The organism is Candidatus Zixiibacteriota bacterium (assembly GCA_040756055.1).
Taxonomy (GTDB): domain Bacteria; phylum Zixibacteria; class MSB-5A5; order GN15; family FEB-12.
Genome location: JBFLZR010000001.1, coordinates 520,646 through 538,630 on the forward strand (window position 1 = coordinate 520,646; position 17,985 = coordinate 538,630).

The 17,985-nt window shown below is 54.0% G+C and carries 14 protein-coding genes; 12 read left to right on the forward strand and 2 right to left on the reverse strand.

Annotation, left to right across the window (positions count from 1 at the left end):
* Nucleotides 1–304 precede the first annotated feature (304 nt).
* The 5 genes from AB1483_02295 (at nt 305) to AB1483_02315 (ending at nt 7,121) form a co-directional block, all read left to right on the forward strand.
* Nucleotides 305–946 carry a RimK-like ATPgrasp N-terminal domain-containing protein gene (locus tag AB1483_02295; protein ID MEW6411284.1) on the forward strand — a complete coding sequence of 214 codons (642 nt, stop codon included), beginning with the start codon at nt 305–307 and terminating at the stop codon, nt 944–946.
* On the forward strand, nt 934–1,818 hold the full coding sequence (locus AB1483_02300; GenBank protein MEW6411285.1) for a RimK family alpha-L-glutamate ligase: 885 nt from the start codon (nt 934–936) through the stop codon (nt 1,816–1,818). The genes AB1483_02295 and AB1483_02300 overlap by 13 nt, the downstream gene beginning before the upstream one ends.
* Complete coding sequence (locus tag AB1483_02305; GenBank protein MEW6411286.1) at nt 1,815–2,924, forward strand: peptidase C39 family protein; 1,110 nt, start codon at nt 1,815–1,817, stop codon at nt 2,922–2,924. Before AB1483_02300 ends, AB1483_02305 begins: the two co-directional genes overlap by 4 nt.
* Nucleotides 2,925–3,099: 175 nt before the next feature.
* Entirely contained in the window at nt 3,100–5,109 is a 2,010-nt protein-coding gene (locus AB1483_02310; GenBank protein ID MEW6411287.1) for a DUF3857 domain-containing protein, read from the forward strand.
* An 11-nt stretch (nt 5,110–5,120) separates the two neighbouring features.
* Nucleotides 5,121–7,121: a DUF3857 domain-containing protein gene (locus AB1483_02315; GenBank protein ID MEW6411288.1), complete on the forward strand. Its 2,001-nt coding sequence runs from the start codon at nt 5,121–5,123 to the stop codon at nt 7,119–7,121.
* 66 nt (nt 7,122–7,187) lie between these two features.
* On the opposite strand, the gene AB1483_02320 is transcribed toward AB1483_02315, so the two are convergent.
* Together AB1483_02320 and AB1483_02325 are read right to left on the reverse strand one after the other, a co-directional pair.
* Nucleotides 7,188–8,624, reverse strand: a complete 1,437-nt coding sequence (locus AB1483_02320) for a M56 family metallopeptidase (GenBank protein MEW6411289.1) — start codon at nt 8,622–8,624, stop codon at nt 7,188–7,190.
* A 5-nt stretch (nt 8,625–8,629) separates the two neighbouring features.
* Nucleotides 8,630–9,016, reverse strand: coding sequence for a BlaI/MecI/CopY family transcriptional regulator (locus AB1483_02325; protein ID MEW6411290.1), 387 nt, complete (start codon nt 9,014–9,016; stop codon nt 8,630–8,632).
* A 239-nt stretch (nt 9,017–9,255) separates the two neighbouring features.
* Between AB1483_02325 and AB1483_02330 the strand changes: the two genes are divergently transcribed.
* From AB1483_02330 to AB1483_02360, 7 genes are all read left to right on the forward strand, one after another.
* Nucleotides 9,256–11,667, forward strand: a complete 2,412-nt coding sequence (locus tag AB1483_02330; protein MEW6411291.1) for a hypothetical protein — start codon at nt 9,256–9,258, stop codon at nt 11,665–11,667.
* 49 nt (nt 11,668–11,716) lie between these two features.
* Nucleotides 11,717–12,865: an acyl-CoA dehydrogenase family protein gene (locus AB1483_02335; protein ID MEW6411292.1), complete on the forward strand. Its 1,149-nt coding sequence runs from the start codon at nt 11,717–11,719 to the stop codon at nt 12,863–12,865.
* Between the two features lie 143 nt (nt 12,866–13,008).
* Nucleotides 13,009–13,674 (forward strand): TetR/AcrR family transcriptional regulator, encoded by a 666-nt coding sequence (locus AB1483_02340; GenBank protein MEW6411293.1) that lies wholly within the window; start codon nt 13,009–13,011, stop codon nt 13,672–13,674.
* A 286-nt stretch (nt 13,675–13,960) separates the two neighbouring features.
* Nucleotides 13,961–14,341 carry an S-adenosylmethionine decarboxylase gene (locus AB1483_02345; protein MEW6411294.1) on the forward strand — a complete coding sequence of 127 codons (381 nt, stop codon included), beginning with the start codon at nt 13,961–13,963 and terminating at the stop codon, nt 14,339–14,341.
* A gap of 2 nt (nt 14,342–14,343) precedes the next feature.
* On the forward strand, nt 14,344–15,333 hold the full coding sequence (locus AB1483_02350) for a GNAT family N-acetyltransferase (GenBank protein MEW6411295.1): 990 nt from the start codon (nt 14,344–14,346) through the stop codon (nt 15,331–15,333).
* Between the two features lies 1 nt (nt 15,334).
* A complete protein-coding gene (locus AB1483_02355) occupies nt 15,335–16,690 on the forward strand; it encodes an ATP-grasp domain-containing protein (protein ID MEW6411296.1) in 1,356 nt (451 codons plus the stop codon).
* Nucleotides 16,620–17,978, forward strand: coding sequence for an alanine racemase (locus tag AB1483_02360; protein ID MEW6411297.1), 1,359 nt, complete (start codon nt 16,620–16,622; stop codon nt 17,976–17,978). The genes AB1483_02355 and AB1483_02360 overlap by 71 nt, the downstream gene beginning before the upstream one ends.
* Nucleotides 17,979–17,985 lie beyond the last annotated feature (7 nt).

The window sequence follows — 17,985 nt, forward strand, 5'->3', positions numbered from 1 at the left end:
AGCGATTGATTGCTATAGCGTTACGGCCATCGCTGCGCCCCGTCGTCAGTTCAGGATTCGGTTTATCCGGTGTATGCCATCGAATTCCAGGGCTAGCCTTAAGGGCTAACTCGTTGTATGTGAATGGGGTAGCGACCGGCGTGTTTGCGGTCAGCTTCTTTGGGCGAGGCGATAATAGTTTTTTCGATTATTTTCAATTGACGGCCTGCCTTGGACTGAGTTACTTGCTGCCCGCCTGGAATATTGACTGCGGGTAAAATTCCTGTTATGAATTCTCTCAGTCCAATATTTCTGGGGAGACAAGATGAAAGAGCATAAGGCATTCTTTGATACGGCCAGACGTCATCTTTACACGGCATGGTGTGATGACGCCGGTTGTCTGGTGAACCTTGCCGGCGATTACGACTATCTCGAGTCGGCCTACTATGTCTCTCAGGATCTGGAGGATCTCGGTCGCGAGGTCCATCCGACCTGCAAGGAGGCTCTCGACGCATACGTGCCGCCCTTATTTCTGGAGAAATCGAGGCTTCACGGTTTACTCACGCCGGAATTCTATATCAGCAACGGATATTTCGAACCTCCGGTGATAATCGATCCGATCAATCCGTTCATGAGTAAGAGTCGCGTCGTTTTAAAACCGGGACGTGAGAAATCTATCGCGAAGTCCATGACGCGCAATTTCACTTATGCGATATGCTGCCAGGAACTTCCGGCCGACAGCGAGGTCAAATATTTCCGCTCGGTGCTTGGATGGTGCGCTTCGAGTCGTTACCGTGATCTTTCCCGTCAGATTTGGGAGGTGTTCAGGATTCCGCTGGCGCGGGTGAGAGTGGTTCAGCTGGCTGATGGAAAGATGTTTCTCAGTGATATTTCCCCCTTTCCGTTCGATAAGCTTGGCGCCAGAGAAATAAAATATCTTCAGGAGCGTATCAGATGGGACGCTTAGGTATCTACGTGGAGCGCTATACGATTTCGAGCGCCGACGAGATGAACGCTGTTATGCGGTTGGCGCAGGTGGCGCGCAAGCTTGGTCATCGGGCCGACTTTCTCTTTCGTCCCGATATGTACAAGATACCTGAGTATGACGCCATACTCATTCGCGCTCTCACCGATCCGCTCAATTCGGCGTATGTTGCCTCGCGGACGGCGGAGATGCATGGGGTCCGCGTGATTGACGATTCCGATTCGATCAGAATCTGCTGTGATAAAGTGAATATGTATCGCCATCTGATAGCCGCCAACGTGCCCATGCCGGACACACGTTTTCTGGCGGAATCGGAGTTGACCGAGGCTGTCGGTGAGCGGTTGCTTGCGGAGTTGGGCTCGCCGCTGGTTTTGAAAGCGCCCCACAGTAGTTTCTCGATGTATGTTGATCGGGCCACCACACCGCGCGAGTTTGTCAGCATCGGTAAGCGTTTTTTCAGAAGGGCGGACAGAATCGTGGCTCAGCGTTTTGTAAGTTCCAAGTTCGATTGGCGGGTGGGCGTGCTGGGGGGAGAACCCCTCTACGTATGTCAATACACGATTCCGAAAAAGCGCTGGAAAATTCTCACTTACACCCCCGACGGCCGAACGCTGCATGGTCCGGTCAGGAGTATGCTTCTTTCCGAGGTAAACCCGCTTCTTTTGAAACGGGCGCTGGAGGCAGCCGCTTCGATCGGCAAGGGATTGTATGGTGTGGACCTCAAGGAAGTCAACGGCGACTTTATTGTTATAGAGGTCAACGACAATCCAACTATTATCGCCGGCGATGAAGACCACAAGGCCGGTGAGCTTTATGAGAAGCTGGTGAGATTTCTCATGCGAGGGAAAGAGTGACCACCGTTACCTGTGAAAAAATACGCATTGCCTCGCAGCACGACCTCGATGCTCTGGTGAGTCTGGAGCGGACAGGGTTTGCCACTGACAGATTTACCGAAGAGCAAATCGAGTATCTTCTGACGCGGGCGCACGCGATTGTATTCGTGCTTGAATTCGATGGAAAGGTTGTTGGCGGAGCCTACATGCTCTGGCGCCGGGCGCTCGGTGTTGGCCGTCTTTACAATATAGTGACCGACCCTGCTTATCAGGGCAGGGGCTTCGGAGCAAAGCTGCTGGCGGAGTGTGAGCTTGAGGCGACCCGACGCTATTGCGACCGAATTTCGCTTGAGGTCCGGGTGGATAATCATAACGCTATCAAATTCTATGAGAACCGGGGATACCGCGCTATCGAGACGCTTCGCGACTACTACGAGGATGGCAGCGCCGGTTTAAAAATGGTCAAACCTCTGCCGCGGCCCGCTACCAGTCAGGTGCGTCTTAAAGTTCCGTATTTCGCGCAGGGCCTTGACTTCACATGCGGTCCGGCATCTTTGATGATGGCGATGCATCATCTCAGGCCGGATATTCCTCTAAGCCGGACGCTGGAGTTGAACCTGTGGAAAGAAGCAACGCTCATTTTCATGACTTCCGGAATTGGCGGGACCGGTCCATACGGGTTAGCCCTTTCCGCGGTGAAGCGTGGTCTGTGGGCGCGGGTGTTGGTGTCGACAGAAAAACCGCCGTTTCTGAAGTCGGTGCGGATCCCGAAAAAGCGCGAGATAATACGCATCGTGCACGAAGATATCAAGGAATCCGCCGTGAATGCCGGGGCCGCTGTGGCCCAGTATGATTTCGCTCTCGATGATATCACCAGCGCCATCTATCGCGGCATGGTGCCGATCATGCTGATCTCGACCTATCGTCTAACCGGCGATCGCGCGCCGCACTGGGTGGTAGTCACCGGTTTTGACAAAGACGGTTTTTACATTCACGATCCCGATGTTGAGTCTTATGGCGGAGATTCATCGAAGGCCCGCAACTTGAAGGTCTCGACGGAAGAGTTCTTTCGGATGAGCCGTTACGGCAAGGACGTCTTCCGCTGTGCCATCCTTATCGGTCGTTAATCAGCGCCTTCATCTTCTCCGGGCATTTGCGGGTCACCGGCGCCATGACGGCAGTCTTGGTGTCCACTCACAAACACTTGACAAACTTGGGTTTTTTATCCACTTTACAGTGTAATACTACGTGCTCGGTAGTACCATTTAATGCCAAGAGGTGAGAGGGGTTTAACTAAAATCAATGAAAAAGTATATGCTGCGTTGGCGAGCGCTGAGCTCTGTCGTAATGCGAGGAAAAGACCCGCGACGACGGCGGAAAGTACTTGTGCTCATGGCTCTGACTTTCGGTATCTCATTTTGTGCGACAACCGTAGCAGGACAACCGGGTTGGCTGAAAGATGCAATTGCTGCTGGTGAGGGATACGAGGTTGATAAGGATGCCAACATCCTGATACTTCATCAGACGGGTGAGGTAGAGGTAAGCTCCGGGGGACACAGTTCGCGACTGGTCCACCTGGCAATGAAGGTTTTGAGTCAACCAGGTACAGAAAAAGCCTTTCTTATTGAGAATGTCGGAGAGGGCCGGGAGATAAAGGGGCTAAGCGGCTGGCGGGTCGATTCAAAGGGCGAGTGTCACAAACTCGAAAAAAAGCATATAGTCGAGGTCGATGTAGGAAGTGCCGCCGGTTACTATAACGATGTTCGGCAGTTGGTCGCCTCGTTCCCGGATACCCGGACCGGCGATGTAGTCGCCTATGAATACAAAGTCGAAGAGAAAGGGGAGTGGGAGTCATTTTATCAGGGATTCACGTTCCAAAGAGACCTCCCCGTGATTTTTACGCGCTTCAGCGTTACTATTCCGTCGGGATGGCAGCACACTGTTTCCAGCAGAAACCTGGATTCAATCGAACATACGGTCGATGGGTCCGTGCTCAGCTGGACTTACCGGGATCTTCCGTATCGCAAGGAAGAGCCTCTCATGCCGCCCTGGGAGTATGTAAACCGGGCGATATATGTCAACTGTTACGACCAGCAGAAAGCGGAGGTCGGGCATTTCGGGGATTGGCGGTCGATCTGTCAATGGGGCGCTGATCTGTATGAGAAACCGTCACTGCCTGATGAAGAACTTGTGGCCCAGGCCGGCCAAATAATCGGGCAGTCAACTGATCCGTGGGATCGATTCTGCGCCATAGCGAAGTATGTCAGAGACAATATCCGATACGTGGGTGTCGAGATCGGCGAAGGGAGACTTCAGCCGCGTTCCTGTGGTATGATATGGTCCAATAAGTATGGTGATTGCAAGGACAAGGTGACCCTCATGAGGGCGCTTTTACGAGCGGTTGATATAGACAGTCGGGCGGTTCTGGCCAGTCACAAATCCTGGGTCGACCCCAAGATGCCGTCGCCGTTTCAATTTGACCACGTTATACTTTCGGTTCCGGGCGATGTAGTGGGTGACGCCGCCGGAGGCATGCCGGGCTTCACGGACGGCTGGCTGTATTTTGACCCGACCGATGAAGCAATTCCCCCCGGATGGCTGCCGGCGTGGTTGCACGGTGAAAAGGTTCTGGGTTTGTCCGGCGAAGACTCCTCTCTTGTTCGTCTCAAATCGCTGGACACCAAAACATACAAGAGGACATACCGGGCCACCGCAAACCTGATGGAGAATAATTCCATAGCCGCGGATATCCGGGTTGTGGACTACGGAGCCCGTGCCCACACGGTTCGCCACGACAGGGCAAACACCTCGGCAGAGGATATCCTCCGTGAATGGCGGGAAAGCCTGTCTGCGTCGATGTCCAATCCTCTTATTTCCGATCTGCAGACCGGCTCTGAAGGCGATTCGACCTGGATCACATTTCATGTTACGGCTGACAATTACCTCAATCATACGGGCGAGTTCGGCCTGCTCAAAGTAGACTTCTTTCATCCCGATGGACCGAATGAATTGTCGGCGAAAGAGCGGATTCACCCGGTTTGGTTCGGCCGCTATGGCGCCTACGAAACCGATATCACGTGGAACCTGCCGGAGGGGATCGCGATTAGTGAGCTCCCGGCCAGCGACACGGTATGCTGTGAATCCGCCAATTTCACTTGCTCATTCAAACCGGACGGACACAGCCTTCGCATGACGATGCAGGCGGAGTACGATGGCACGGTTGAAGATGTTGAGAATTACGCCAAGGCGCGGGAGTTCTATCGATCCCGTCGGGCTGTGTACGAAGCACGGGCTCTGCTAACGAATAACTGAGGACATACCTTATGAAGTTGCCGCGAAATCTGTTTTTTTTGTTCGCCTGCCTTCTGATGGTGGGTGAGGCGGAGGCGAAGAAGAAACCGTTCCAATGGAACCCTGTCACCGACGAAGACTGGGCGATCACGAGAGATTCATCACGCCAGATTTTTGACGCTGTCGTGATTTTCGAGAAAGTGCTTGCGGACGATCTCAAGATGCAGAAGGGGGATCTATACCGAACGTTGTACAGGCGAATCCGCATTCTGGGACCATCGGGACGCAGCTGGGCAGATGTGGATGTGCCGTACATGCACCTTAGCCAGAAGATCAAGGATGTCAACGCGCGTTGCATTCAACCCGATGGTACGATCACGGAACTCACGGAAGACAACGTCTTCGAGAAACGGGTGGTCAAGACAAAAGATGAAAAGCTGGAACAGACGACATTCTCGATCCCCGGTGTCAGCGATGATTGCATCATAGAATACGCGATTACCTACGAAGTCCCCAGTTCGCTGTCGGTGTGGATAGTACAGAAGGACATTCCCGTGCTGAAGGCGGAATATCGATGGGTTCTGGGCGAACTCAAGCTGACGGCGTGGGAGGCTGACATCCTTCAGAAATTCGTGACACCCAACTATCTGTGGCTGAATACTCACTCGAAACCCAAGGTTACGGAGTTGCCGAATATCAAGGATCCGGAGACGCTCTTTTTTGAGATCGGCTATATCCCTCCCTATGAGGAGCTGCCATATTCGATTCCGGAGGCGGCTCAGCAAACCAAATTATACTGCTACTATGGTTCGGATTTACCGCCCCAGTCTTATTGGGGGGAGCGGGCCAGTGACAACAACGACGGGTTGACGGAATTCTGTGAGAAAAACAAGCGGGTAAAGTCGTTGGTTGGAAGGTGGGAGGGTCTTGAAGACGATAAAGCCAAAATCGCCGCGGCCTATCGCTGGGTGCAAGACAGTATCCTCAATCTCACCTACCTTGACCTTCTGGATGAAAAGGGCAAGGAGCAAGAGCCGAGAGAGATTAAATCAGTAGATGATGTTCTCAAGTATCGCTATGGCTCCCGACTTGATATCGATTGTCTGTTCTGTGATATTCTCAGGGAAATGAACATAAAAGCAAAAATTGTCTACCTTAAAGACAGGATGAATGATCTGTTCGTGGCCGAGGCAAAGTACTGGCAAATGAATCGCAGTTTGGTATCGGTTGAAAATGCTGACGGTACGCTCGGTTTCTACAGTCCCGGCCACCCGTGCACTCCAGTGGATATCGTGCCCTGGTTCTGCGAAGGAGTCGATGCTCTCATTTGCGGAAGCACCGAGTATCTTCAGCCGGTGCCTTTCTCGGACTGGAGCAAAACGGTATCCAATCTCGCATATCAACTGAGTTTCGGCGAGGACCTCGAGGTTTCGGGTGTTTTAAAAGCACGGTTGACCGGACACGATGCGCGATCCATGCGGGTGAAATTGCTCGATGAAGACAGCACGGACTTCAGAGATTTGCTCAAGGAGGAATTGTCCGGTTATGTACCCCAGGCCGAAATCGATTCGGTCGAGTTCGAACCGACTGAAGATATCGCTCAGCCCTTCCGGGTCAGTTGCCGCGTTGAGTATCCCGCCGCGTCACAGGTGGGCAGCCGCATCATATTGAAGCCCTTCGAGTACGCATCTGAATCCGCCAATCCTTTTACCGAACCACAGCGGTCGGCTCCCGTGTTGTTCGATTACGCTTTCAGGTTGAACGAATCGATGCAGATTACATTGCCCGAGGGATACGAAATCGAGGCGCTGCCAAGGGATACTCTCTTTGAAAACCCTGTGGGAAAATGTGCGGTTCAGTTTCAGCTTGTGGGTAACACCCTGTCGGCCCAACGCATCTTCACTATCACTGCCCCTTTCTGGTCCGCTCAGAACTACGAATTGATTCAGCGGCTCTTTCAGACACAGGCGGATCTCTCCGGACAGATTGTTTTTCTGACTGAAGCCTCTGAGAGTGCAGGCGGGGAGCAATAAGGCTGAGTTTTGTAGGATGCGAACAAAGGCCGGTCCCGGTTAAATCGGGGGCCGGCCTCTCATAATTCAGTGTTCCTTCGTTGTATCAGCATCGTCTAAGGCAAAGACAACTTTGTAGGTCACCCAGCACACTACCGGTTTTCCGTCTTTCAGGCCTGGCTTGAACTTATTCTTGTACGCCGGAGCCAGAGCAGCGTTGTCGAGTTGTTCGTTGCCCGACGATTTGGAGAGCATTGCTTCTCTTGCGGCGCCAGTGCTGTCAACCAATACCCTGACCCACACTGAGCCGGTTAAACCCGCTTTCTTTGCATCCTCTGGATATTCCGGCGCCTCCTGATAGATCATAACGGGCATTACCTCAGCCAGGACGGCATCGTCGGAGTGCACTGAGTCATCATTGGACGCCTTCGCCTGCATCTGTTTTGCCTTCAGGTCGGCCTCTTTTTGCGACTGCTTTTCTTGTGCGGGATCTGCCGCTTGGATCTCAACAATGGCGAGCGGCATCACAAGCAGCAACGTTACGACTGTCGTCCAGACCACCAGGGATCTGCGAACACCGGCGATACGTTTACGGTCACTCAATATTGACATAAGTCTTCCTTCCATCTGGGTCTTTCGAGCCATGCCAACCGCAATCGGAACCGAAGCACAGTCGCGTCTCAGGGCGCGTATGACACCCAGGAGGTGTTCGGCATAAGCGACCTTGTCCGTTCCCGAGCAGATGACATAATCATCGCAGACCTTGTCGGATTCTATGGTTGATTTTTTGCGTAATATCCAAACCAGCGGATTGAACCAGTAGAGGGCGGCCGCCAGAAAGCTCACATACACCCAAAAGACGTCCATGCGCTTAATGTGAGCCAGTTCGTGAAGAAAAATCATTCTCAGGCTGTCGGCGGACCAGGAATTTGCCGCCACCGGCAGCATCACCGTAGGTCTAAAAACGCCGAACACGAATGGTGAGTCGGTGGCCCCGGAGATTGCGACACGGATAGTCTGTTTTATGTCGAGGTCGTGTTTGAGCTGGTTTGCCACGGCCATTATTGGACCATCTTCTACCCGCACGGCTCCTTCGACAATTCGACTCGAGAGAAATGTGCCGAGCGCGACTCGCGATGAAACCGCCATGACTCCAGCCAGCCAGGATAGTGTCAGCCACACTGCCCAAGGTAACATCGCGAGTCCGCCGGCAGAATTTTCTACAACCGCACTTTGATCAACACTGATGGATGAAATGGTACCGCGCAGATTCGAAACCAAGAACCCGGTCAATTTTATCTCGAGCCCGGGGAAAATCAGCGGCAACACCGGAAACAGCACAACCGCGGCGAGCGAAAGGCGGATTACAAGACTGCGCTTGGCGGGTGCGGTTGACCGTATCGCGGCTATGGTAAGGACGGAGAGAAGCAGCGCAAGGCTACCCTTGACCAGGAATGTCAACAGGTAAATCGAAAGCTGAGGATAATCCGCCAGCCGCAATAGGGACTGTTCGAGCCAATTCATAGCGATTATCCTTTCTCCCGTTTTTCGCGGATGAGTTTTTCGAGTCTCTCCAGTTCGTCATCGGAAACTTTCGCCGCCGAAGAGTGCACCAGGGCGGCCACGACCGATTCCACCGAACCATCAAAAAACGTATCCACTACATGAGTGAGCGCCGAGCGTCGCGCCTTGTCGCGGCTCACGGTCGGCATGTACACGTAGGTGCGCCCGCGTTTGGCGTGCTTGACAATGCCTTTGTCTTCCAGTACGCCCAAGAGCGCTCGCACAGATGAATAGCTGGGTGGGTCCGGGATAGCATTTTGAACCTGAGCCACAGTGGCCTCGCCTTCGCGAAAAATGACGTCCATTATTTGTCTTTCGCGTTTACTCAGCCGGTCGAAAAGTCTTTTGGCCATATCGTCGTCTCCTTCTACCCACCTGACGGACCCGCCCGCCGGAATGTTCAAGCTTTTATGCTAAAAAATTAGCAATTTTACGGAGTCCCGTCAAGAATATAATGCTAAATTATTAGCATATAAGGTAAAAAAATAGTTCTGGTTATTGGCGTTTTTCGGCGCAACAACAGGGTAAATTTCGGCGTATCAAGAGGATATTTGTTTAAGCAGCAAACCCAGCGAGTAGATTGAGGTATCTGATGAAACTTCGCAATTATGTCGTTATCGCTCTTATTTCTTTGACATTGATTCCGTTGGAACTTGCCTGGACGAGGATTTTTTCGGCCGAGTTCTTTTATACTTTCGCTTTTCTGGTGCTTTCGCTGGCCATTCTTGGCCTGGGACTGGGGGCTCTGGCCTTGCGCCTTTTCAAAGCCCTCGACCGTGACAGCTTTCAGGGTGTCTATCTGGCCCTGGCCGGGTTGTGCTCGCTGGTCGGGCCAATCCTGGTGTTCAAGCTCGGGCTGGATTTCTCACTAATTTTCACCAGTTGGGCCATGGTGGGCAAGTTGGTGTTGACCGTACTCATTTTGATGTCGTCGTTTTTCTTCGGCGGGTCCGCTCTGGCTATGCTTTTCAAGCGCAACCACCAGGACATGCCCCGTCTGTACATGGCGGACTTTTTGGGAGCCGGTGTGGGGGTGCTGGCCGCCATTTGGGCCATGAATTATTTCGGCACGCCGGCAGCATCCTTTTTGATCGCCCTGCCCGTCCTGCTCGCTTCGCTGATTGTAGGTAACACGTGGACAAAGGCTCTACCCGTTGTGGTGGCGGTAGCGGTCGTCTGGCTGTATCCATCGGCCGAGAGTCTGCTCGAGATGGAGCGGCAGGAGCGAGCGCCGGTCATTTACAAGCATTGGGACGCCATGTCCAAGATCAAGGTCTATGATTTCGATGGCAACTATCGGGGTCTGAATATCGACAACGTGGCCAATTCGCCGGTTTATCCGTTCGATGGCGACTGGAGTCAGGTCAAGCCGGGGGAGACGGATTGGGGCATCAATGTCTCATATTTGATACAGCGGTTCGACTCGTGTGTCTTCCTGTCGCTTGGCGCCGGCGGGGGCGGCGACGTAATGCAGGCGTTGGCTGAGGGGGCGACCGAGGTCCACGCGGTTGAGGTCAATCCCCACATTAATAGAATGATGGTTTACGGGGATCCGGACGGTTACCTGCCGCTGTTGCCGCCGCAGAAAGACTCGGCCACTGTTGATTCCACCGGTTCCGACAGCGCCGCTGTCGCGGACGAAACGGACTCGGCGGTTGCCCAGGCCGAGCCGGAAACAGATTCTTCGGTCACCGAAAACACCCCTCAACCGATCGTTGCCATGCCGGAGTATTCCGGTTATCTCTACCATGACCCGCGTGTCAGAGTCATCACTGAGGATGCCCGCGCCTATGTGCGCCGGTTTGAGGACAAATTCGACGTCATCTATTCGCTCAGTTCTAATTCCTGGGCGGCCCTGGCGTCGGGGGCGTTTGCTCTGGCTGAAAGCTACATTTTCACGACCGAGGCGTTCGTGGACTACTGGCGGTCGCTCACTGATAGCGGCTTTCTCATGATGGAGCACCAGGTGTACGTGCCCCGTCTGGTTTCGGAGGTGATGGATGCTCTGGATGCCGTCGGGGTGGAGGACCCCGCCTCACACTTTGCCGTTTATGACCTGCCGCAGGCGCGTCGGAAGATAATCCTTCTGTCAAAACAGCCCCTGACAGAAGAGGTTCGTTACAAGGCTCTTGGCGAGTTGACGCCTGAAAAATTCGAGCTGATTCATCTGCTCTATCCGCCCGCCAATGACTCCCTGAGCGATAACCTGATCAACCGGATTGTCAATGAAGGCTGGGAGAGTGTTGCTGACTCGGCCCCGGTTGCCATCTCGCCTGTAGACGACGACAGACCCTTCGTAGCCCAGATGGGTCTGTGGCGGAATTTCGACAGAGAGAAGATGCAGCGACTGGGGGGGTATGGGGATTTCTACGGTCTGCCTCTTTCTAACCTGATAATGCTGGTCATTCTCGGCGTGATGGTCGTGATTGTCATTCCCATCAACCTGCTGCCGTATTTTGGAAAGGGCCCCAAGCTCCGGGCGGCTCCGTGGCTTTACTTTTTTGCTATCGGGGTAGCCTTTATGGCGGTGGAGGTAGTACTGATCCAGAAGTACGCCCTGCTTATCGGGCCATCGCTCTACAGCATTGTTACTATCCTGCTGACTCTGCTGGTAGCCTCGGGGATTGGCAGCCGGTTCGCGAAGCGGTTCGGAGATTCTACGGTGTTCATCTTTATTGTCGTCTGGCTGCTTCTGGACGCCTTTGTTTTTAAGTTTATATTTCAGGCCGCGTTTGGTCTGAACATGCTCCCGAGGATATTGATTTCTGCTGCCTTGATATTCCCCCTTGGCTTCTTTATGGGCATGCCGTTCCCGAAGGGGACCCTCCGGGTGGGCGAGTTGATCGACTGGGGTTTTGCGGTCAACGGGGTGGCCTCGGTTCTGGGCTCGATCGTCGTGCTGATGATAGCTTTCACCTGGGGTTTCGCTGTTGCGCTGAGCTTCTCGGCGGCGGTATATTTGGTTGCATATCTATTGATGCGATCCTCGGTGGCGTGGCGGTAGGCAAGATTTGGCTGCCCCGGCCAAGCGCGATTTTTCTGGAGGGTAAGTTATGTTCGACGACCGGCAAGAAAAGCTTGAGGAAATACGAGCACAGGTTCGAGAGTGGGCGATACGCGAATTGACTCCGGTGTCGGACCGCTGGGACCGTGAGGTTGAGCCAAAATTCCCCGGCGAATTGTATTGTCGAATGGGCGAGTTGGGGTTCATTGGATTTAACAGTCCGGTGGAATACGGTGGTCAGGGAAAGTCCAATACCGAGTTCGCGGCCGTCATCGAAGAATTGGGCTATCACGACGTTGCTTTTGCAGTGATGTGCGGAATTGGCAGGTTGTTCACGTACCCACTACTCAGGTGGGGGGCCGACCACCTGAAGACCCGGTACGTTGCCGATTGCGTGAGCGGAAGGCGAGTCTGTGCCTTTGCTTTGTCGGAGCCGGGGGCGGGGTCCGATGCTGCCGGCCTTCAGACAGTAGCCCGCACCGACGGCGACGAGTTTGTTATTTACGGCGAAAAAACACTGGTCACCAGCGGTGATGCCGCCGAGGTGGTCCTCCTGTTCTGCCGGGTGGAAGGCTACCGCAAGATATCGGCCTTTGTCGTCGACACCGGACAACCGGGATGGAAAGCCAGGGCGCTGGAACGCAAACTTGGCATTCGAGCGAGCACGACCGCGCATCTGACTCTGGACGGAGTTCGGACTCCTGCCGTCAATCTGGTCGGAAATTTCGACGATGGATTCAAGATCGCGATGGCTACGCTCGACGGCGCCCGGATCAGTGTTGCCGCCCAGGGCGTCGGAGTCGCTCGACGGGCGCTGGACGAATCGGTGCGGTACGCCAAAAAGCGCCACGCCTTCGGCGCCCCTATTGCCAAACTTCAGGCCATTCAGTGGATGATCGCCGACATGGCCACGCGGCTGGAGGCGGCCCGACTGCTCACCTACCGGGCCGCACACCTCCAGGACCGGGGCGAGTCGGTCTCGCTGGCGGCTGCCCAGGCCAAACTGTTCGCGGCCGAGACAGCCAATTTTTGTGTCGACAGGGCCGTGCAGATACACGGTGGCTATGGTTTTATCGGCGAATTCTCCCCGGTCGAGAAGCTTTACCGGGATCAGCGGTTCCTTCAGATAGGGGAGGGGACCTCGGAAATACAGCGAATGGTCATTGCGAGAACGATTCTCGACGGCTCCGGCAACTGATGTATTCAGACGGCTGCTGGCAGGCTGAAAAAAATCTCGTTTCCCTAAAAAAAATGTTGCGGAACAAAAAAAAATAGCTGATGTTTACGTCAAATATGACGATAATGTCGAAAACGACGATATAGTCCGAAATGGAAGCTGTTTTGGTAGAAAGCAAATTGAAAGCGAGGCGGGGGCAGTCGCGTCACCAGCGTCGCTTCAACCGGACCCGGGCCAAGTTAATCGAGGCCGCCCGGGCGGTGTTTGTCGAGAAGGGTATCGATCGAACCACTGTCGACGACATCACCAAACGGGCCGATGTTGGCCGGGGTACGTTTTACTATCATTTTGAAAGTATTGGCGATCTTGCCAGCGAGATCATAAAAGAGATGCTTGCCGAGCTGGTGACCGCCATTGAAAATAAATGCCATGATCAGAATGAGTTGGCCGATGTACTTGATGCAATGATAGGGGTCCATCTGGAGTTCTTCAGTCAGCGTTGGGAAGACTTTGTGCTGTTCTACCTGGGTCGTGCCGATCTGACGTTGGTTGAAAGCTATGAAGGTATCGAGACACCGTTCATAGACTACCTCAATTGTATCGAGAATCTGGTCGATTCAGCAATATCACAGCCGATCCCCAGGCCGATGCTGCGCCGGTTGGCGTGTGCCGTAGCCGGTTTCATTTCCGGTTACTACTCTTTTGCGGTCATCGCGTCCGAGGGTGAGGATGTCGACAAACCTTTTATGTCGTTAAGGAGCGCGTTTGTCGCCAGTTTGGCCCGGTTTATCAAAGAGGCTATTCCGGACAAGAGGAAGAAGCGGCATTAGGCACCGGTCCTGATCCACGAATCCTCGCGACGGGTCTTTGCCGTCGCACTCGGGCGATAACAAAGCCACGAGACTATTATTAGATCCAGGTCTGAGCTTGCGCGGGAGAAATTTCCCCGGGCACCTCGGACCAAAATACCGGCGCGGTGAGGCGGTTTTCTTCGGGGAGCCCCGCTCGCGCTACTAAGAGAACATCAATTGTGGAGACACAAAGAAAGTGAAAACAGTCTTCAAACCGGGGCAGGCCGCTGAAGGTGCAGTAAGCCGGCTCACTGCCTACAATGAACTGGGTAACGTAAGCGCCCACGATGTTGAAAACGCCTGGGGTCTGGCGTGCAGTTTCGATATCTATGACTGCAATCCCGATACGATTCGAGATGCGGACAAGATAAAACAATTCGTATACGAGCTGTGCGATCTGATAGCCATGAAACGATTCGGCGAGTGTCAAGTTGTGAATTTCGGGGAGGACGAGCGCGTGGCCGGCTTTTCCATGGTTCAGCTCATTGAAACATCGTTGATTTCGGCTCACTTTGCAAACCAGAGCAACGTGACCTACCTGGATGTATTCAGTTGCAAACCCTACGATCCGGCGGTGGTTGAGAAATTCGCCACCGAGTTTTTCGGCGGTTCGCACTGCCTCACGCATGTGAACCTGAGGAAATAACGATGCGCCGGATATCGGTTGTTTCGGATATTGACGAGTGCCAGGATATCTGGCGTAAGGCGATGCCGCAGGAATTTCTTTCGGATCTGTGGGATGTGCGCGGTGCTTTTCACAGGCACTACAATCACCGTCCGCACTTTGTCGTCTGTCATGATGGCGGCGAGATTTGCGGTCTTCTTCCGCTGGCTTTCAACGAAGAAACCGGGTCGCTCCAATATTTTCCGGGCGAGACCTGGCACGGGAAGACCTGGCTGGAGCAGAACCGCATAATTGCCGGTGACAGGTATATCATGAAACGTTTGCTGGCGCGCGCCGGGGACAGTTACAACATTCGCTATGTACGTCAGTCGGGGAATCTTCTGGGAAATTCTCCGGTAGTTGACGAGGTCGGTTATTTCTTTTTGCCCCCGAAGTACGATTTCGATATGCAGAAGTATTTCGAGGAGTTCTCCCACAAGACGGCCAAGCGGCTGAAGAGAGAGCTGATCGAGTGGGAGTCGCGGGGGGTCTCGTACCGGTACGATGACATGGCCGATTTCGAGACTCTGGTTGCCATGAGCTTGCAGTCGTACGGCGAGGATTCGTACTTTTTCGATCCGAGATTTCTCAGGAGTTTCCGCAGCCTGTTGGGCCTGCTCAAAGCGAGGGGCTGGCTGCGAATCACGACGGTGCTGGTTGAAGGCAGACCGGCCGCTATTGATATGGGAAGCACCTATAATGGTACCTATACGCTTCTGGCGGGCGGGACCAACCAGGAGTTTCGTGGCATCGCCAAACTGATCAACATTCATCACATGAGTTGGTCTTGCGAGAAGCGGTTTGATCGCGTGGATTTTCTCTGTGGCGATTTCAACTGGAAGCCGCAGTTCCATCTGACACCCCAGCCGCTGTATCTGCTGGCTAATGATGTTAGAGCGGAAGTCGCGATAGAGACGGTGGACAGTCTGTCGTGGAAGACAGCGACCGCGGGCGCGAGCGTCAGGAGCATGTAACATGACTGACTTTCGCACGCTGGTAGTCGGCACCACCGCCGACTATATAGCCATGCTCGGCGAGCGCTTTCCCGGTCGGGTGCTGTTTGTCACCGATAAGTCACAGGCGGTGCGTCGCGAGATGCCCGAACTGGATAGCCGCACTCAAATTCTTCTGGACCTTTCCGTAACCAAGAGAGTGATTCGGTCGATCGAGCGTCACCTGGAGCAATGGAATATCAAGCTCCGAGGTGTAGCCTGCTATGATTGCGAGTGGCTGGTGCTGGCCGCGGAGATCGCCAGACATTTCGCACTCGAGTATCCTTCCGCCGAATCAGTCGCCCTTTGTCGTAACAAGATGGCCTCTAAACAGCGGTGGCTGGACGCGGGTCTGCTCTGCCCGCGGGCATCGATTGTATCTTCACCGCAACAGGCAGCCGGGTTCGCTTCCGAGGTCAATGCCCCGGTCGTCTTGAAGCCGCTGTCCGGTAGCGGCAGCGAATTGACATTTGTATGCGAAGACCCCGCGACGGCATCGAGGATGTATCAAGTTGTCGATAAAGGTCTGCGCGAACGGATCGATTTGCCGATGTTTATGCCCGTAGTGATCGAGGGGCGGCAGTCGGGAGCGCCGCAGGAGATTGTGGCCGAAGAATTCGTGGCGGGAAGTGAGTACAGTTGCGACGTCTTTATCGACGGTGACGAAGTTGTAATTATCAGGTTTGCCGAGAAACTGCCCCGTCCGGCTCCGCCCTTTGGAATAACTATGGCCTATCTGGTCCCTGGTCGGATGCCCGAAAAAGTGAGTGAGGCTGAGCTCAGAGATATCCTTTTCATAGCCGGGCGGTCGCTGGGATTGAGGCGGTCGCTCTTTATGGCGGATTTTATCGTGCGCAACGGCCGGGTGTTTCTCTTGGAACTGACCCCGCGGATCGGCGGCGACTGTCTGCCGTATCTCATTAAGCAGAGTTGCGGACTTGATATGCTCGGCGTGGCTCTTGATGTTGCTGAACAGCGTCCGCTGATTGTTCCCGAGGCGCCGCTGTGGAAGCAGCTTGTTGGCCTGCGTCTGTTCGCCGATAAAGGCGGCGTGATAAAAAAGATGGATAGCAGCCGTATTGAAAAGGATCGGCGGGTTCAGGAAGTTTATTTCAAAAGACTGGCAGGTGATGGCATAACGTTGCCGCCGAAGGATTATGATACGTGGATTCTCGGGCACGTGATATTTCAGCCGGACTCAATATCGAATTTCGATTTGGAGGGAGGGGAGATCGCGGCAAAACTCAAAGTGCGAATGACGAGACATTATGATGACAAGAAACCCGGAAGAAGCGATGAAGATAGCCGGGCTGCTCAAGAGGCAAACACCACAACTTGACAGCGGCGAGCTACGGAGTTTTGTCAGTAGCTTCATAGACAGACGCCAATCATTTCTCGAGACTGTCCTGAAGCACGGATCTCCACTCTATGTTTTGGACGAGGCCGCCCTGCTGAATCGTGCCCGCCAGTTCAAGACGGCTTTCGCGAGCGTTTTATCGAGCGTGAAGGTGTTCTATGCGGTCAAGAGCAACAGCCATCCCGCGGTGGCGCGGGCCGTAGTGCGTGCCGGCTGCGGACTTGATGTATCGAGCGGACTGGAATTGGGAGCGGCTCTGGAAACCGACGCTGAGGAAATCATTTTCAGCGGACCCGGTAAGATGGACTCCGAGCTTCACCTGGCGGTTCAAAACAATCAGCGCGTCACGGTTTTGATGGACAGTTTCGGCGAGCTGCAGAAGCTTGAAAAGGTAGCTGTCGGTCAGGGCAAGTCAATCAGGGCTGGTGTTCGTCTGACTACCGATGAGAGCGGTATCTGGCGGAAATTCGGAATTCCGCTTTCACAGTTATCGCGGTTTTTCGCCGAGGCCGACAAATGCCGGCATGTAGAGCTGTCAGGGCTGCAGTTTCATCTTAGCTGGAATCTCAATCCCGATAAGTACGTGGTCTTCATAGTCAGTCTCGGCTCAGCGCTTCGCGGCCTCGAGAGAAGTTACAGACAGGCGATCAAGTTTCTTGATATTGGCGGAGGGTACTGGCCGCCGCAGGGAGAATGGCTGCAAGCCGCGGCTACTCCTGAAGGAGTGCTGCGTCAGACGCTTCTTCAGACATCCGGCAATACATCGGACCACTACAAGTACGCATCGGTGACAATCGATGACTTCGCCAACCACATCGCGCAGGCCCTGAAGAAACAGATTCCCGATGATATGTCATACACGGTTTACACGGAACCGGGAAGATGGCTGTCCAACGAGGCGATGCACATCCTGCTGACGGTAGTGGACCGCAAGGCGGCCGATGTGATTATCACCGACGGCGGCACCCATGCCGTAGGCTGGGAGCGGTTTGAATCCGACTATTTCCCGATCATTAATCTCTCCCGACCATCGCTATCCGAGAAAGAATGTCTGATTGCGGGGTCGCTTTGTACTCCGCATGACATATGGGGATATACGTGCTTTGGCGATGATGTTCAGGTTGGAGATGTTCTGCTGGTTCCCAATCAGGGAGCCTACACTTACAGCCTTCGTCAGAATTTCATAAAGCCGCTACCGGAGGTTGTTGAGCTTGTTAACGTGGAGTCCGGGGTTCTGCTCCCGAGCGCCACGAGAAAGCCAGGTAGTTGATTAGCTA

Excerpts from the sequence above, each read along its gene's own strand:
- AB1483_02300 (MEW6411285.1), top strand. The coding sequence starts at position 934 with ATGGGACGCTTAGGTATCTACGTGGAGCGCTATACGATTTCGAGCGCC.
- AB1483_02325 (MEW6411290.1), bottom strand. The coding sequence starts at position 9,016 with ATGGCCAAAAGACTTTTCGACCGGCTGAGTAAACGCGAAAGACAAATA.
- AB1483_02330 (MEW6411291.1), top strand. The coding sequence starts at position 9,256 with ATGAAACTTCGCAATTATGTCGTTATCGCTCTTATTTCTTTGACATTG.
- AB1483_02360 (MEW6411297.1), top strand. The coding sequence starts at position 16,620 with ATGATGACAAGAAACCCGGAAGAAGCGATGAAGATAGCCGGGCTGCTC.
- AB1483_02335 (MEW6411292.1), top strand. The coding sequence starts at position 11,717 with ATGTTCGACGACCGGCAAGAAAAGCTTGAGGAAATACGAGCACAGGTT.
- AB1483_02315 (MEW6411288.1), top strand. The coding sequence starts at position 5,121 with ATGAAGTTGCCGCGAAATCTGTTTTTTTTGTTCGCCTGCCTTCTGATG.
- AB1483_02295 (MEW6411284.1), top strand. The coding sequence starts at position 305 with ATGAAAGAGCATAAGGCATTCTTTGATACGGCCAGACGTCATCTTTAC.
- AB1483_02350 (MEW6411295.1), top strand. The coding sequence starts at position 14,344 with ATGCGCCGGATATCGGTTGTTTCGGATATTGACGAGTGCCAGGATATC.
- AB1483_02320 (MEW6411289.1), bottom strand. The coding sequence starts at position 8,624 with ATGAATTGGCTCGAACAGTCCCTATTGCGGCTGGCGGATTATCCTCAG.
- AB1483_02310 (MEW6411287.1), top strand. The coding sequence starts at position 3,100 with ATGAAAAAGTATATGCTGCGTTGGCGAGCGCTGAGCTCTGTCGTAATG.
- AB1483_02355 (MEW6411296.1), top strand. The coding sequence starts at position 15,335 with ATGACTGACTTTCGCACGCTGGTAGTCGGCACCACCGCCGACTATATA.